Source organism: Pseudomonas sp. H1_D04 (assembly GCF_054683855.1).
The window spans coordinates 1,286,526-1,301,543 of the sequence record NZ_CP162826.1 but is presented as its reverse complement, the minus strand read 5'-3'; the positions used below and the strand labels follow the sequence as shown (position 1 = coordinate 1,301,543).

Annotated in this window: 16 protein-coding genes; 3 read left to right on the top strand and 13 right to left on the bottom strand. The window is 60.6% G+C overall.

All coding sequences use genetic code 11. The features are described from left to right. Positions 1–94 precede the first annotated feature (94 nt). Entirely contained in the window at positions 95–613 is a 519-nt protein-coding gene (locus AB4N82_RS06075; protein WP_032886125.1) for an acyloxyacyl hydrolase, read from the top strand. A 121-nt stretch (positions 614–734) separates the two neighbouring features. Here the strand turns inward: AB4N82_RS06075 and AB4N82_RS06070 are convergent, their stop codons facing one another. From AB4N82_RS06070 to AB4N82_RS06015, 12 genes are all read right to left on the bottom strand, one after another. After that, positions 735–1,040, bottom strand: coding sequence for a YkgJ family cysteine cluster protein (locus tag AB4N82_RS06070; protein ID WP_032886126.1), 306 nt, complete (start codon positions 1,038–1,040; stop codon positions 735–737). Positions 1,041–1,094: 54 nt separating this feature from the next. Continuing rightward, on the bottom strand, positions 1,095–1,574 hold the full coding sequence (locus AB4N82_RS06065) for a DUF2878 domain-containing protein (RefSeq protein ID WP_032886128.1): 480 nt from the start codon (positions 1,572–1,574) through the stop codon (positions 1,095–1,097). Further along, positions 1,567–2,838 carry an SAM-dependent methyltransferase gene (locus AB4N82_RS06060; RefSeq protein WP_122764709.1) on the bottom strand — a complete coding sequence of 424 codons (1,272 nt, stop codon included), beginning with the start codon at positions 2,836–2,838 and terminating at the stop codon, positions 1,567–1,569. Before AB4N82_RS06060 ends, AB4N82_RS06065 begins: the two co-directional genes overlap by 8 nt. After that, positions 2,825–3,634: a DUF1365 domain-containing protein gene (locus tag AB4N82_RS06055; protein ID WP_095183775.1), complete on the bottom strand. Its 810-nt coding sequence runs from the start codon at positions 3,632–3,634 to the stop codon at positions 2,825–2,827. Before AB4N82_RS06055 ends, AB4N82_RS06060 begins: the two co-directional genes overlap by 14 nt. Further along, entirely contained in the window at positions 3,631–4,878 is a 1,248-nt protein-coding gene (locus tag AB4N82_RS06050; RefSeq protein WP_122764710.1) for an NAD(P)/FAD-dependent oxidoreductase, read from the bottom strand. The genes AB4N82_RS06055 and AB4N82_RS06050 overlap by 4 nt, the downstream gene beginning before the upstream one ends. Further along, complete coding sequence (locus AB4N82_RS06045; RefSeq protein ID WP_032886135.1) at positions 4,875–5,657, bottom strand: SDR family NAD(P)-dependent oxidoreductase; 783 nt, start codon at positions 5,655–5,657, stop codon at positions 4,875–4,877. Before AB4N82_RS06045 ends, AB4N82_RS06050 begins: the two co-directional genes overlap by 4 nt. Next, on the bottom strand, positions 5,654–6,076 hold the full coding sequence (locus AB4N82_RS06040) for a nuclear transport factor 2 family protein (RefSeq protein WP_032886136.1): 423 nt from the start codon (positions 6,074–6,076) through the stop codon (positions 5,654–5,656). The genes AB4N82_RS06045 and AB4N82_RS06040 overlap by 4 nt, the downstream gene beginning before the upstream one ends. Beyond that, complete coding sequence (gene phrB / locus AB4N82_RS06035) at positions 6,069–7,511, bottom strand: deoxyribodipyrimidine photo-lyase (protein ID WP_122764711.1); 1,443 nt, start codon at positions 7,509–7,511, stop codon at positions 6,069–6,071. The genes AB4N82_RS06040 and phrB overlap by 8 nt, the downstream gene beginning before the upstream one ends. Further along, complete coding sequence (locus AB4N82_RS06030) at positions 7,512–8,441, bottom strand: MerR family transcriptional regulator (protein WP_095183779.1); 930 nt, start codon at positions 8,439–8,441, stop codon at positions 7,512–7,514. Positions 8,442–8,444: 3 nt separating this feature from the next. Beyond that, positions 8,445–9,404, bottom strand: coding sequence for a YbgA family protein (locus AB4N82_RS06025; protein WP_095183780.1), 960 nt, complete (start codon positions 9,402–9,404; stop codon positions 8,445–8,447). A 113-nt stretch (positions 9,405–9,517) separates the two neighbouring features. Next, entirely contained in the window at positions 9,518–9,733 is a 216-nt protein-coding gene (locus AB4N82_RS06020) for a TIGR02450 family Trp-rich protein (RefSeq protein WP_122764712.1), read from the bottom strand. Continuing rightward, the gene (locus AB4N82_RS06015) at positions 9,730–10,716 is read right to left on the bottom strand and encodes an NAD(P)/FAD-dependent oxidoreductase (protein WP_095183781.1); all 987 of its coding nucleotides are present in this window, start codon (positions 10,714–10,716) and stop codon (positions 9,730–9,732) included. The genes AB4N82_RS06020 and AB4N82_RS06015 overlap by 4 nt, the downstream gene beginning before the upstream one ends. Before the next feature lie 212 nt (positions 10,717–10,928). Here AB4N82_RS06015 and AB4N82_RS06010 point away from each other — a divergent pair, with 212 nt between their 5' ends. Beyond that, the gene (locus AB4N82_RS06010; protein WP_032886147.1) at positions 10,929–11,828 is read left to right on the top strand and encodes a TIGR01777 family oxidoreductase; all 900 of its coding nucleotides are present in this window, start codon (positions 10,929–10,931) and stop codon (positions 11,826–11,828) included. Between the two features lie 14 nt (positions 11,829–11,842). Continuing rightward, positions 11,843–12,868 (top strand): ferrochelatase, encoded by a 1,026-nt coding sequence (gene hemH, locus AB4N82_RS06005; protein WP_122764713.1) that lies wholly within the window; start codon positions 11,843–11,845, stop codon positions 12,866–12,868. On the opposite strand, the gene AB4N82_RS06000 is transcribed toward hemH, so the two are convergent. Continuing rightward, positions 12,863–14,968, bottom strand: a complete 2,106-nt coding sequence (locus AB4N82_RS06000) for a TonB-dependent siderophore receptor (protein WP_122764714.1) — start codon at positions 14,966–14,968, stop codon at positions 12,863–12,865. The genes hemH and AB4N82_RS06000 overlap by 6 nt on opposite strands. Between the last annotated feature and the right edge of the window lie 50 nt (positions 14,969–15,018).

The following is a 15,018-nucleotide window of genomic DNA, read 5'->3' as shown; positions in this document are numbered from 1 at the left end:
GCCATTAGACGCTGAACTTCTGGCACTGCGTAGGCTTCTATAGCCAGATTGCTTGTACAAAACCATATAACTTCGTTCGGAAAGGATGTTTCTTATGAAGCGCTTGTTCTGTTTGGCTGCGATTGCGGCCGCTGTGGTGGGACACTCTTTTTCGGCGCAGGCCGCCGGGCTTGAGTTTGGCCTGGGGGCCACCAGTGATTCGACGCTCACCTATCGATTGGGGCTGACGTCGGATTGGGACAAGAGTTGGATGCAAAGTGATGTCGGTCGCCTGACCGGCTATTGGAGCGGCGCTTATACCTATTGGGAAGGTGATGACCGTGCAGGTGCCAGCAGCCTGTCGTTCTCGCCTGTCTTTGTGTATGAATTTGCCGGTCAGTCGGTCAAGCCCTACATCGAAGCCGGGATCGGCGTGGCGGTGTTCTCCCGTACCAAGCTGGAGGACAACAACATCGGCCAGGCTTTCCAGTTCGAAGACCGCTTGGGTTTCGGCCTGCGCTTCACCGGTGGGCATGAAGTGGGCATTCGCGCCACGCACTACTCTAATGCCGGGATCAGCAGCAATAACGACGGTGTAGAAAGCTACTCACTGCACTACACGATGCCGCTGTAATTCAAAACCTTGTGGGAGGGGGCTTGCCCCGATGGCGGAGTGTCAGTCGCGGAATTTTCCAACTGATCCACCACTATCGGGGTCAAGCCCCTTCCACATTGAGGTCGTCACTGGCCTGAGATCAGCGGTACGCCGTGGCGATTCCTTCGCGTTCGGTCAGGCACTCCGGTGCGCCCATCTCGAATTCCCGACAAATCAGCGGCCGACGCTCATAAATCGTGCACATCATCGTGTCCCGATCCAGCGCCGCGCACCAGCCGTCGTCCAGGCGCAGCATCACTTCGCCGCCCCAGTCGTCGGTGTCGATATAGCGCTCCGGCACGCCGGTGTCGGTGATCAACATGACTTCCAGCTGGCAGCAGCAGGCCGCGCACGTCGAGCAGGTGACGGTGGGCTCAGTGATTTGGGTGTGGGGGATGTTGGTCATAGGCGAGCAGTGTAAGGCAAGCCGGTCATTTACGTATGAATGCTCTGACGGACGTCAGCGTGCCAGCCGGTGCAGCCCGACAAAAAGCACCGCCCAAAGCACGGCAAGGCCGGCCATTGTAGGGCCCAGGCCGTAGCCAAATTGAACATCGGTCAATTGGCTCCCCGCGTAGTAGGACAACGGCCCGCCCATCGCGCCCAGCAGTGCGGCACGCCACCACGGCCGCGCGCTCCAGGCCAGGCAATGGCGCAGGGTGGTCGCCAGCAATGCCCATAGCAGCATCAACCAGAACGGAATCAATGGCCCCGGCTCGCTGAACTGGAAAACCCCTACGGCGCGCAGCAGCGTGTCCACTGCGGTGCCCACCAGCATCACGCTGATGATCAGTACACCGTCCTCAGCCCACGCACTTATCCACAGCAGGTGAACGGCCAGCACCGCCAGGCCAACCAGCAGCCATAGGCTGTCGCCGCCCAGCACACAGGCAAACCAGCCGCACTGGAACAGCGCGGCATTGGCCAGGGTTTTAAGCATTGAAGCGCCCGAGCAACGGCGGGTTGATGGCTGCCGGTTTGGCCAGCAGCAATTGCGCGGTGCCGATAGTGCGCTCCATAAAGCCACCTTCGCAGTAGCAGAGGTAAAACTCCCACAACCGCAAAAAGTATTCGTCATAGCCCAGCTCCGTCAGACGGCCGTGGGCGCGGCGAAAGTTCTCATGCCACAGGCGCAAGGTTCGCGCGTAGTGCAGGCCAAAGTCTTCCATGTGCAGCAGGTTCATATCGGTGTCGCGGCTGACGATCTGCAGCATGTTCTGCACACTGGGCAGGGCGCCGCCGGGGAAAATGTAGCGCTGGATAAAGTCCACGCTGTTCTTCGCCTGCTCAAACCGTTGCTCACGGATCGTGATGGCCTGCAGCAGCATCAGCCCATCGCTCTTGAGCAGTTGCGCGCACTGCTTGAAATAGGTGGGCAGAAAGCGATGGCCCACGGCTTCGATCATCTCGATGGATACCAGCTTGTCGTATTGGCCGGTGAGGTCGCGATAGTCGCTCAGCAGCAGCGTGACCTTGCCTTGCAAACCGAGGGTTTCGATGCGTTTTTCGGTGTAGGCGAATTGCTCCTTGGACAAGGTCGTGGTGGTGACCTTGCAGCCATAGTGTTGCGCCGCGTATAGCGCCATGCTGCCCCAGCCGGTGCCGATTTCCAGCAGGTGGTCGGTGGGTTTGAGCGCGAGTTTCTGGCAGATGCGTTCAAGCTTATTCAGTTGCGCCTGTTCCAGGGTGTCGTCGTCGCTCAGAAATTGCGCCGCCGAATACATCATGGTCGGGTCGAGGAATTCTTCGAACAGGTCGTTGCCAAGGTCGTAGTGCGCGGCGATGTTTTTCTGCGAGCCCTTGCGCGTATTGCGGTTGAGCCAGTGCAGACCTTGGGTGAACGGGCGTGCCAGCCGCGCCAGGCCACCTTCCATGGCGTCGAGCACGTCCAGGTTGCTGACCATCACACGTACCACCGCGGTCAGGTCCGGACTGCTCCAATAGCCGTGAATAAACGCCTCGCCGGCGCCGATGGAACCGTTGGCCGCCACCAGGCCCCACACCGCAGGGTCGAGGATCTGGATTTCCCCCAGCAAGTGCGCTTCCCGTGCGCCGAACACCTGCCGTTCGCCTTCCTCGATCACCACCAATTGGCCATGGCGCAATTGGCTGAGTTGGCGCAGTACGCCCTTGCGCAGCAGCGCACTGGTCACGCCGTTGACGTTCAGGCGGCTGGTCTTGACCGATAAGCTAGGGGATTTCATGGCGGCGATCCTTGGTATACCCGACTGCTGTACGAGAGGCGCCATCGGCGGCCCGGTGGGAAAAAATCGGTGTGCGTTTAAGAAACAGGCGTATCGCCTGCCAGTAAATGGCCAGGCAAGTCTTGGCGGTCATCCACGGAAATCGCCACAAGTAGCGATGCAGGCTGGCGCGGGTCAGCGCTTCCTTTTGCAGGCTCAAGGTGGCGTCGAAGACTTTCAGCTCGCCCTGCCAGTCGGCCATGTGCACGCCGAGCCTGTCTGCGGGCGGGCTGAAGCTCATGCGGTATTCCAGGTCGCGAGGCAGGAACGGCGACACATGGAAGGCCTTGGCCACCGCGAAATGCTGGTGCTCATCAGCGCCCAGGGCTTGGGCCGGCAGTACGTAGTGGTAGCGCTCGCGCCACGGGGTGTTGGTCACTTCACACAAGATCGCGGCCAGTTGCCCATCGGCCTCGAAACAGTAGAAGAAACTCACGGGATTAAAAGCCAGGCCCCAACTGCGGGCCTGGGTCAGTAGGCAGATAACGCCCTGAGGCGTATGCCCCAGAGCCTTGCCGACTTCCTGGCGCACGGCATCGCTCAAGCTCATGCCGTGACGCGTGAATTCACGCAGATAGTCCTGCTGACGAAAGCCGAAGGGCGCCAGGCGACTTGGTCCGGCCAACGGTGACAGTCCGAGGACTTCGTCTTGTTCGCTCAAATCCAGGTACAGCAGGCCGATGCGGTAGCGAAAGGCATGGGCCTTGGGCGCAAACCGTCGATGGGCAATCCAGCCGCTGTACAGGGCGCTGTTCACAGGGTTTCCCCAAAGGCCTGGGCCACGCGCAGCGCGCTGACCACGCCGTCTTCGTGGAAACCATTGGCCCAGTAGGCGCCGCAATAAAACGTGTTGCGAACGCCGGCCAGTTCTTCCCAGCGGTTTTGCGCGGCCACTGCCGCCAGGCTGTATTGCGGATGCGCGTAGGTGAAGCGCGCGAGGATCTTCAGCGGGTTGATCATCGGCGTCTGGTTGAGGCTGACGCAAAAGGTGGTAGCGCTGTCGATGCCTTGCAGGATGTTCATGTCATAGGTGACGGCGGCCTGAGTCTGGGTGTTACCGCTCAGCCGGTAATTCCAACTGGCCCAGGCCAGTTTGCGGTCGGGCAGCAGGCGCGTGTCGGTGTGCAAAACCACGTCGTTGTCGGCGTAGGGCAGGGCACCGAGAATCTCTTGTTCGGCCTGGCTTGGGTCTGCGAGCAATGCCAGCGCCTGGTCGCTATGACAGGCGAACACCACCCGATCAAATGCCTCGCTGCCGGCAGGACTGTGGATAACTACGCCTTGCTCGGTGCGCTCGACGTTATGCACAGGGCTGTTGAGGCGGATCTGCTCGCGAAAGCCGCGGGTCAGCGGTTCGATATAGCTGCTGGATCCACCTTCGATCACACACCACTGCGGCCGGTTGTTCACCGACAGCAAGCCGTGGTTCTTGAAGAAGCGTACAAAGAATTGCAGCGGAAAACTCAGCATGTCCGCCAGGGACATCGACCAGATCGCCGCACCCATCGGCACGATGTAGTGCCGCACAAAGCGCTCGCCGTAGCCGCCGGCCGTGAGGTAATCGCCCAAGGTCATCTCGGCACTGATGCGTTGCTCCTGCAGGTCCAGCGGTGCCTGGCGGTTGAACCGCAGGATGTCGCGCAACATGCCCCAGAAGCCCGGCGACAGGATATTGCGGCGTTGGGCGAACAGGCTGTTGAGGTTATTGCCGTTGTATTCGAACCGGTTTTTTTCGTCACACACCGAAAAGCTCATTTCGGTGGGTTTGAACGAGACACCGATCTGCCCCAGCAAGCGGATGAAGTTGGGGTAGGTCCAGTCGTTGAACACGATGAAGCCGGTATCCACTGCGTAGCTTTTGCCGTCGACGCTGACGTTGACCGTATGGGTATGCCCGCCGATACGGTCGCCCGCTTCGAACACGGTGACTTCGTGACTGCGGCTAAGCAGGTAGGCGCTGGTCAGGCCAGCAATGCCGCTGCCGATAATGGCGATCTTCACAGGTCGTCCTTTTTCGGTGGCGGGCTGCGCAGCATGCGTTTGCCGATGATCAATTGCGCGCGATTAGGCAGTTTCGACAGCGGCCACAGGGTGGCGATAAACAAGGCCGGGAAGGCGATTTCCAGTGGGCGTTTGTCCAGCTTGGAGAATATATGCCGAGCAGCCTTGTCGGCCGGCCAGCTCAGGGGCATCGGGAAGTCATTGCGCTCGGTCAGTGGCGTATCGACGAAGCCCGGGCTGATCACGGTGACGTCGATATTTTCCGGTGACAGGCTGATGCGCAGGGACTCGAACAGATAACGCAGGCCGGCCTTGGACGCGCCATAGGCTTCTGCGCGGGGCATCGGCAGGTAGGTCACGGCGCTGGCAACGCCCACCAGATGCGGTGCACGCCCGACACGCAACAACGGCAGGGCCGCTTCGATGCAATAACTGCTGGCCAGCAGGTTGGTGCGCACCACATGCTCGATGATCGATGAATCAAACTGCTTGGCGTCGACATATTCACAGGTGCCGGCGTTAAGGATCACGGTGTCGAGCGAGCCCCAGACGTCACCGATGTGCTCGCCAATTTCGCGCACGGTCTGGCTGTTGGTCAGGTCACCGGCCACCACCAACACTTGGCCGGGGTAGCGTAGAGCCAGCGCATCCAGCGGTGCCTGGGTGCGAGAACTCAAGGCGACATGGGCGCCGCTGTTAAGCAGCTCCACGGCCAAGGCGGCGCCTATCCCACTGCTGGCACCGGTCAGCCAATAACGACGTGGCGACACTGCGTTCATCCCACTCTCCTTTTGAGCCAACTGACGACTCTGCCCAGCACGGGCAGGTGCTCGTAGAGCATGGCGCCGGCATCGAAGTAATCGCGGTGGCGGTACACCTTGTCCCGCCACATCAGGTGCGAGCATCCTTCCACCCGGATGACTTGGCCGTTGGCCAGGCGCGGGTGGCAAAAACTCATTTTCCAGCGCAGGTAGCCTTCGCCTTCGGCCACTTGGTCGAAACCGTGGAAGTCGAAGCGCAGTTGGCTGACGTTGCTGTACAACTCGGCGAAATAACTGTGCAACGCGGTCAGCCCATGGACCTCGTGCAGCGGGTCGGTAAAGGCAATGTCCTTGCTGTACAGGCTGTCGAGCAGGTGCAGGTTGTGCTTGTCCAGCGTGGCGAAGGTTTGGGCGAAGCGTTGCAGGAAGTCACTCATGTTCGACGACCGATTGACGTGAAGGCAGGCTACGGAAGGCGGCCAGGGCGCGCTCGCGGGACTTCTTCAAGTCGACAATCGAGCGCGGATAATCTGCCACGCCAAACAGACCACCGGCGGCTTCGGGGTTATGCACTTCCTTTTTATTCAGTGCGGCCAATTCCGGCAGCCAGTGCTTGATGAACACGCCTTCGCTGTCGAATTTTTCTGACTGGCTCAGCGGGCTGAAAATCCGGAAGTAGGGCGCCGAGTCGGTACCGGTGGACGAGCTCCACTGCCAGCCACCGTTATTGGCGGCCAAGTCGCCGTCGATCAGGTGACGCATGAAGAAGCGCTCGCCTTCACGCCAGTCGATCAGCAGGTTTTTGGTCAGGAACATTGCCACTACCATGCGCAGGCGGTTGTGCATCCAGCCGGTTTCCAGCAATTGACGCATGGCGGCGTCGATGATCGGCAGGCCAGTGCGAGCTTCTTGCCAGGCTGCCAGATCCTTGGGCGCATCACGCCAGGCCACGTCCTCGGTCTCGGGGCGGAACGCACGGTGACGGGACACCCGTGGGTAGCCCACCAGAATGTGTTTATAGAACTCACGCCAGAGCAGTTCGTTGATCCAGGTGATGGCGCCGATGTCGCCACTTTCGAATTCGCCTTGGTTGCTCTGCAACGCTGCATGCAGGCACTGGCGCGGCGAAACCACGCCGGCAGCGAGGTAGGCCGACAGCTGGCTGGTACCGGGCTTGGCGGGGAAGTCGCGTTCGTCTTTGTAGTAGCTGATCTGCTGGTCGGCGAATGCATCGAGGCGCCGCCGGGCTTCGTCCTCACCGGCTGGCCATAGGGCACGCAGGGTGTCGCTGGGCGGCTCGAAGCCTGCGACGGTGGTCGGCACCGGATCGCTTTTAAGGTCGAGTTTGGCCTGGGCCTTTGGCGTGGGCACTAACTGTGGAAGCGCGCTGTGCAGCCGTGTGTAGCAGACCTTGCGGAACTGACTGAAGACCTGGAAGTAGGTGCCGGTCTTGGTCAGCACACTGCCCGGTTGGAAGAACAATTGATCAAGGTAACTGTGGAAAGTCACGCCCTCGGCTTCCAGCGCCTGGGCGACGGCGGCGTCACGACGGCTTTCATGAATGCCGTACTCCTCGTTGACGTGCAGCGATTGCGCCGACAGGTCCCGGCACAGTTCGCTGAGCACGCTGGGCGCCTGGTCCCAGGTGGCAGCTGTGCGGATCAGCAGGGGAATGTTCAGCTCGCCTAAGTCTTTGCTCAAGTGCTGCAGGTTGCGCAGCCAGAAGTCGACCTTGCACGGAGCATCATCGTGGGCCAGCCATTGCTCAGGCGTGATCAGGTACACGGCGGCAACCGGGCCTCGCTGGGTCGCGGCGGCCAAGGCGGTGTTGTCGTGTAGGCGCAGGTCGGTGCGCAGCCAGATCAAGTGCATTTAAATAAGTCCACGCTGTATCAGTAGCTGGTGGGCCGACAACACATCTTCGGCCACGAATAATTCAGGAGTGTCATGGGTTAATACGGCTAACTCCGCCTGATGGATGCAGACCGTTGGTCCGACGAGCAGCGTCGGGCGACTGACGCCCGTGAGCAGCTTGGTCAGGCCCGGCAGGTGCAGGGCTTTGCTCGAATACAGCAAGACCGCGCGCGGTTGCAGGTGCTCGACTGCAAGGGCGAGCTCGCCGGCGGGCAGCGGCCAGTCAAACACTTCCACGGGGCAGTCGGCGCTGCTGGCCAGCCAGGCGCTGAGCCACAAATGCGGCTCCAGGGGCAGGTCGGACTGGTTAATCAGCAGCAGCGGCGCACCGTGCAACTGGCGATTGTTGTGGTAGATGCGCGCACCGAACTTGCTGCGCAGCCAGGACAGGAAAAATACCCGCTCCATCTGCGCGCCGAATTGGCCCTGCCAACGCTGCTCCAGCTCCTTGATCAGCGGCAGTAGCAGTTGCTCACACAGGGTGCGCGGCGGGTACAGCGCCATGGCCTGGTTGAAGGCATCGTCGACCCGGCGTTCGGTCAGTTCGCTGATGGCCTGTACCAAGGTCTGGCGCAGGGTGTGCCATTCATTCTGCGACGTATCGGTGTTGGCCTGGGCAGAGTCGATCAGGTGCTTCACCTGGCTGACCGGCACGCCGCGATTGAGCCAGGTGAGGATGGCGTGGATGCGTTGTACATGGTCGGCGCTGAACAGCCGATGGCCCTTGGGTGTGCGCTGGGGCACGATCAGGCCATAGCGACGCTCCCAGGCGCGCAGGGTCACAGCGTTGACGCCGGTCTGGCGCGCCACTTCGCGGATCGGCAACCAGCCGTCTTCCAGGGCTTGAGCGATGTCTTCGCCGGGTTCGTCTTGCAGGGCAGCTTTCATGGTCTAGATCGCATTACGCAGGCTGAGATTTTCCGGGTGCGGTTGCAGGTACGCCTGCTGCGCGATGTAGCGGTCCGGGTGTTGGCGAAAGTGATGCTTGAGCAGCGTCAGCGGCACCACCAGCGGCACGATGCCGTGGCGGTATTGGCCGATGACGGTTTGCATTTCCTGCTTGTCATCGGCGCTGATCACCTGCTTGAGGTAGCCGCTGATGTGTTGCAGCACATTGGTGTGGGTGCCGCGAGTGGCGCATTTGGTCAGGCCGGTCATCAAATCGCTGAAGTAAGACTCGGCGAGCTCATTGAGGTCGGTGCCTTTGCCCATGCTGCCCAGCAGGTGACCCAGGCTTTTGTAATGGGCGGGACTGTGGGCCATCAGCAGGTATTTGTAGCGCGAGTGAAAGGCCAGCAGGCGGTGACGGGTCAGCCCTTCGGCCAGCAGCTTTTGCCAACTGGCGTAGACGAAAACGCGGGTCAGGAAGTTTTCCCGCAGCACCGGGTCGTTCAGTCGGCCGTCTTCTTCGACCGGTAGGTTGGGGTGGCGCGCGCAAAATGCCTGGGCATAGATGCCGCGTCCGCCACCGTCGACCGGTGTGCCGTTTTCGCGGTACACCTTGACTCGCTCCAGTCCACAGGACGGCGACTTCTGCATGAAGATGTAGCCGCACAGATCGGTATGTTCTTCAGCCATTTGCTGGCCGTATTCGTTCAGGGGCTGGGTCACGTTGAGTTCGCGGCGCACAGTGCCCACGGCCTGCGGATGGGCAGGGTCGCCAACCAGGCGGATCGGTTCGCGGGGGATGCCCAGGCCGATCGCAACTTCGGGGCACAGGGGCACAAAGTCGAAGTAGTCGGCGAGGGTTTGGCTGCAGAGCAGGGATTGTTTATGGCCGCCATTGAAGCGCACGTTCTCGCCTAGTAGGCAGGCGCTGATAGCGATCTTCGGTTTTGCGCTGCTGGACATGGCCAAACCTCTGAAAGATTCTTGTACAAGCGTTGATTTCTGTACAACTAATCTCATCATAGGTCTGAAGCTGTACAAGTCAAATTATTTGTACAGGTTTTTTTGCGGGGGGACTATTTCCAGCCCATTTTCCATGCGTCGGCATTCTGCAAGGTCTGCCACGGAAGGCGTTCGCCGCGTTTGGTCATGATGGCTTGCAGCTCGATTTCCAGCACCGTGCCTTCTTCATCCCGAAACAGCTCGGTGACCAAAAAGTGTTTTTCCTTATTACGGGGATGGGCTGCTGTCCACTTTGACAGCAGCAGCTTGGCGGGGTTGATGCGGTTCATTGCAGGTGCTCGATCAGGCGTCGCGCGGCTTCCTGGCCACTGAGCCAGGCGCCTTCCACTCGACCGGACAGGCACCAGTCGCCACACACGTACAGACCCAGGTCGGCATCGGCCAGCACACCGAATTCATGGCTGCTGGACGGCCGCGCATAGAGCCAGCGGTGCGCCAGGCTGAACGACGGCGCAGGCATGGCGCTGTGCAGTAACTCGGCGAAGGCGCCGTGCAGGTGTTCGATCACGGCTTCCTTGGACAGGTCCAAGTGGGCTTTGCTCCAGGCGCTGGTGGCGTGCAGCACCCAGGTGTCGAGGGTGGTGTCGCGTCCAGGTTTGCTGCGGTTGCGCGCCAGCCAGTCGAGGGGGCTGTCCTGCACGAAGCAGCCTTCCATTGGCGTATCAAGGGGGGTGTCGAAGGCCAGGGCGATGGCCCAGGTGGGGTCCATTTTTACCCCTGCGGCGGCGCTGGCCAGCTTCGGCGCAGCAGCGAGCAGGGCGGTGGCTTGTGGCGCTGGCGTGGCGATGATCACGTGGCTGAATGGTCCATGATTGCCACCGTCAGCGTCGAGCAGGTTCCAGTGTTGAGTCCCTTGGAACACCTCGGTAATGCGGCAACCGAACTCCACCGGCAAGTCATCGAGCAGGGCACGGGTGATGGCGCTCATGCGCGGTGAGCCTACCCAGCGGATCTGCTCGTCGGGGGAAGGGGTGAGCTGGCCGGATTTGAAGTTGTACAACTGCGGTTTCCACTGCTCGGCCCAGCCGTTGCTTTGCCAGCGTTGCACTTCATTGACGAAGCGTCGGTCGCGGGCTGTGAAGTATTGGGCGCCCATGTCCAGCGCACCGGCATCACTGCGCTTGCTGGACATGCGGCCGCCACTGCCGCGGCTTTTATCGAAGAGTTGCACAGCGTGCCCGGCGTCTCGTAACGCTCGGGCGGCGGAGAGACCGGCGATGCCGGTACCGATGATCGCGATGGGGACAGTCATGGAGGGCCTCGTTCTACCGTTGGGTACAGACTACGCCGACACCAATAGCTGTACAATATTGTTTTTTGGTATAAGTTTTGGCGTACCTGAACGTGTGGCGTGGCCTATGGTTAAAGCTGAGGCTTAAACAACAGTCACGCACGATTACAAATTGATCCCTGCTTATAAAATAGACCAGTGATCGGCGGCGAACGTTACATGAGGAAGATCCCATGCACATTTTGCTGACCGGCGGTACCGGCTTGATCGGCCGCCAACTCTGCCAACACTGGCTCGGTCAAGGCCATCGCCTGACCGTGTGGAGCCGTCATCCCGAAGAGGTTGCCGCCTTGTGTGGCGCCGAGGTGCTGGGCGTTGCGCGCCTGGAAGAGGTGATCGGCGTCGTGGACGCTGTGGTCAACCTCGCCGGCGCCGCCATCGCCGATCGTCCCTGGACCCACAAACGCAAGGCGCTGTTGTGGAGCAGTCGCATCGGTCTTACCGAAACCCTGTTGGCGTGGCTGGAAGGTCTTGCGCAAAAGCCGGCGGTGTTGATTTCCGGCTCGGCGGTGGGCTGGTACGGCGACGGTGGTGAGCGCGAACTGACCGAGGCCAGTGGTCCGGTACAGGACGATTTTCCCAGCCAGCTCTGTATCGCCTGGGAGGAAACCGCCCAGCGTGCCGAAGCCTTGGGCATGCGCGTGGTTCTGGTGCGCACCGGTTTGGTGTTGGCGGCCGAGGGCGGCTTTTTGTCGCGGCTGCTGCTGCCGTTCAAACTGGCGCTGGGCGGGCCTATCGGTAATGGTCGGCAGTGGATGCCATGGGTGCATATCAAGGATCAAATCGCCCTGATTGATTTTCTTCTGCACAAGGATGACGCCAGCGGTCCTTATAATGCCTGCGCCCCACACCCAGTGCGTAACCGCGAGTTCGCCAAGACGCTGGGCCAGGTACTGCACCGCCCGGCGTTCATGCCGATGCCGGCCTTTGCACTGAAGGTAGGCTTGGGTGAGTTGTCGGGGCTGTTGCTGGGCGGGCAGAAGGCGATTCCCGAACGCTTGATGGCCGCCGGTTTCACTTTCCAGTTCACTGAGTTGCATACGGCTTTGGATGACTTGTCCAGCCGCCTCTAGAAATAGGATGTTGCATGACGGATCACGCGTTGTTACTGGTCAACCTGGGTTCACCGGCGTCCACTTCGGTGGCGGATGTGCGCAGCTACCTTAACCAGTTTTTGATGGACCCTTATGTGATTGACTTGCCGTGGCCGGTACGTCGATTGCTGGTGTCGCTGATCCTGATCAAGCGCCCCGAGCAGTCGGCCCATGCCTATGCGTCGATCTGGTGGGATGAAGGTTCGCCGCTGGTTGTGCTCAGTCGTCGCCTGCAACAGCAGATGACGGCGCAGTGGACACAAGGCCCGGTGGAACTGGCCATGCGTTATGGCGAGCCGTCCCTGGAAACGACACTGACGCGCCTCGCCACCCAGGGTATTCAGAAGATCACCCTGGCGCCGTTGTACCCGCAGTTCGCCGACAGCACCGTGACCACGGTGATCGAAGAAGCCCGGCGCGTGGTGCAAAGCAAGAAACTGAATGTGCGACTCTCGATTCTGCAGCCGTTCTACGACCAGCCGGAATACCTTGATGCCCTGGCGGCGAGCGCACGGCGTTATGTCGAGCAGGATTACGATCACTTGCTGCTGAGCTTCCACGGTTTGCCCGAGCGCCATCTGACTAAGCTCGACCCGACCGGCCAGCATTGTTTCAAGGATGCCGACTGCTGCAAGAAAGCCTCGCCTGAAGTGCTTGCCAAATGCTATCGCGCACAATGCTTCAGTGTTGCCCGCGATGTAGCCGCCCGCCTGGGTTTGCCGGATGGCAAATGGTCGGTGGCGTTTCAATCGCGTCTGGGCCGTGCGAAGTGGATCGAGCCCTACACTGAAGCTCGCCTGGAGGCGCTGGCCCAACAAGGCGTGAAAAAGCTGCTGGTGATGTGCCCGGCGTTTGTGGCCGATTGCATCGAGACCCTGGAAGAAATTGGCGATCGCGGGTTGGAGCAGTTCCGCGAGGCGGGGGGCGAGGAGTTGGTGTTGGTGCCGTGCTTGAATGATGATCCGCAGTGGGCGGCGGCGCTCAATACTTTGTGCGAAAGAGCGCCGTTGTCCCTATAGGCTGAGGCTCAAGCTGACGGTGAGATTGCGCGGTTCGCCGGGGCTGATCCAGTAGTTGCTGTAGGACCGCTCGTAGTACTTCTCGTCAAACAGGTTGTTCAGATTCAGGCCCACAGTCACGTTCTCGGTGGCTTTGTAGTGCGCCAGCAAATCCACGGTGTGGTAGGCCGGCAGTTCAAAACTGCTGCCGGCTTCACCCGAGCGGTCTCCCACATAGGTGAACGCCGCGCCGACGTCTGAGCCGCGCAAGGCGCCGTCCTGGAATTCATACACCCCCAACAGACTGCCGCTGCGCCTGGCCACGCCGAGAATGCGGCTGCCCGCCGGAATGGCCTTGTCGCCCTTGGTCACCTCGGCGTCAATGTAGGCGAAGGCGCCGATCACTCGCACTGCGTCGGTCAGTTGTCCGGTCAGTTGCAGATCAAAGCCCTGGCTGCGCGCCTTGCCCATTGCACGGTTGGTGTTGGTGGCCGGGTCCAGGGCAAGTACGTTTTCCTTTTCGATATGGAACGCCGCGAGGGTAGCGCTGAGGCGGTCGTCGAACAGCTCGCTCTTGATCCCAACTTCATAACCCACGCCTTCTTCGGGCTTGAAGGTGTTACCTGTCGCGTCCAGGCCGCTGTTGGGTTTGAACGAAGTGGAGGCGTTGGCGAACACGCCGACTTCGGGGGTGAGTTGATAAAGCAGGCCGGCGCGCTGGGTAAGAGCGTGGTGAGTTTGCCGGCTCGGTGGGACATTTCGAGTGAAGTCGTCGACGGTTTGCTGGAAATGCTCGAAGCGTGCGCCGACCATGCCGCGCAGGCGATCGGTAAAGACGATCTGGTCTTGCAGGTTAAGCGCGTGGCTTTTGGTGTGCTCGAAAAAGTCGGTGCCGGAGCGTATGCCATTGGGTTTGGTTTGGCCGTAGACCGGGTTGTAGATGTCGATGGCGTACGAGCTACCGGGGCTGCCGGCGATGGCCGTCACGCGTTCCTTCTTGCGGTATTCCTCGTATTCAGTGCCGATCAACAGTTCATGCTGCCAGCTGCCGACGTCGAACAGGCCGCGCAGTTCCAACTGGGTGATGCTGTCGTGCCAGCCCATGGAGCGTTCGCGGTAGCGGCGGTTTAGGGTATGGCCATCTGCATTGAGAGCGCGGTTTTCCGAGGCGTCGCCCCACAGGCTACCTTGTTTGTAGTGGCTGGCCAGGCGCAGTTTCCAGGCGTCGTTTAGGTGATGTTCGAGGGTCGCCTGGATGCGATTGTTGTGGTTGTCGATGTCACCATCGTTGGGCTCGCCGAGGAAGGTTTCGCGTGACAGGCCGGGGGCGTCGACGATGCCACGGTCGAAGGTTGAGCTGTGGCGCACGAATTCACTTTCGACGAGCAGGCTGGTGTCTGGGTCCAATTGCCAACTGAACGAGGGCGCGACGAACACGCGCTTGCTCTGCACGTGATCGCGGAAGCTGTGGTTGTCTTCCACTGCCAGGTTGACCCGCGACAGCACGTGGCCTTCGCTGTCCAGCGGCGTGTTGACGTCGAGAGCGGTGCGATAACGGTCCCAACTACCGGCACTGGTTTGCAGGGTAGTGAAGGCTTCTGGCTGAGGTTTTTTGGTCACGATATTCACGGTGCCCCCTGGGTCGCCACGCCCGTACAAACTGGCCGCGGGGCCTTTGAGCACTTCGATGCGTTCGATAGTGGCCGCGTCCGGTGTGCTCGGGTAACCACGGTTGGCGCTGAAACCGTCTTGATAGAATTCTGAGGTGGTGAAGCCGCGCACGCTGTATTCGTAGAGTGTCAGGCCGCCAAAGTTATTTTGCTTGGATACGCCGCCCGCGAATTCCAGGGCGCGTTCCACGTTGGTGCTGCCCAGGTCTTTGAGCACCGTTGCCGGAATAACGCTGATGGATTGTGGGATATCGCGCAGGGCCGTGTCGGTTTTAGTCGCACTGGCTGAACGCGTGGCGCGGTAGCCTTTCACTGGGCCGGTTGCGGATTCATAGGCGTCGGTGGTGACGCTGATGGTATCGAGTTCGACGGTGGTTTCTTCGGCAAAAGCGGGATCAAGCAGCAAGCCCAAGGCCAGGCCAGCTAAGGGGGCAATTCTTCGAGGCGGCATGATAGAGCGTCCCAATAGCGATATTGAAACAATATAACATGACCAATGAG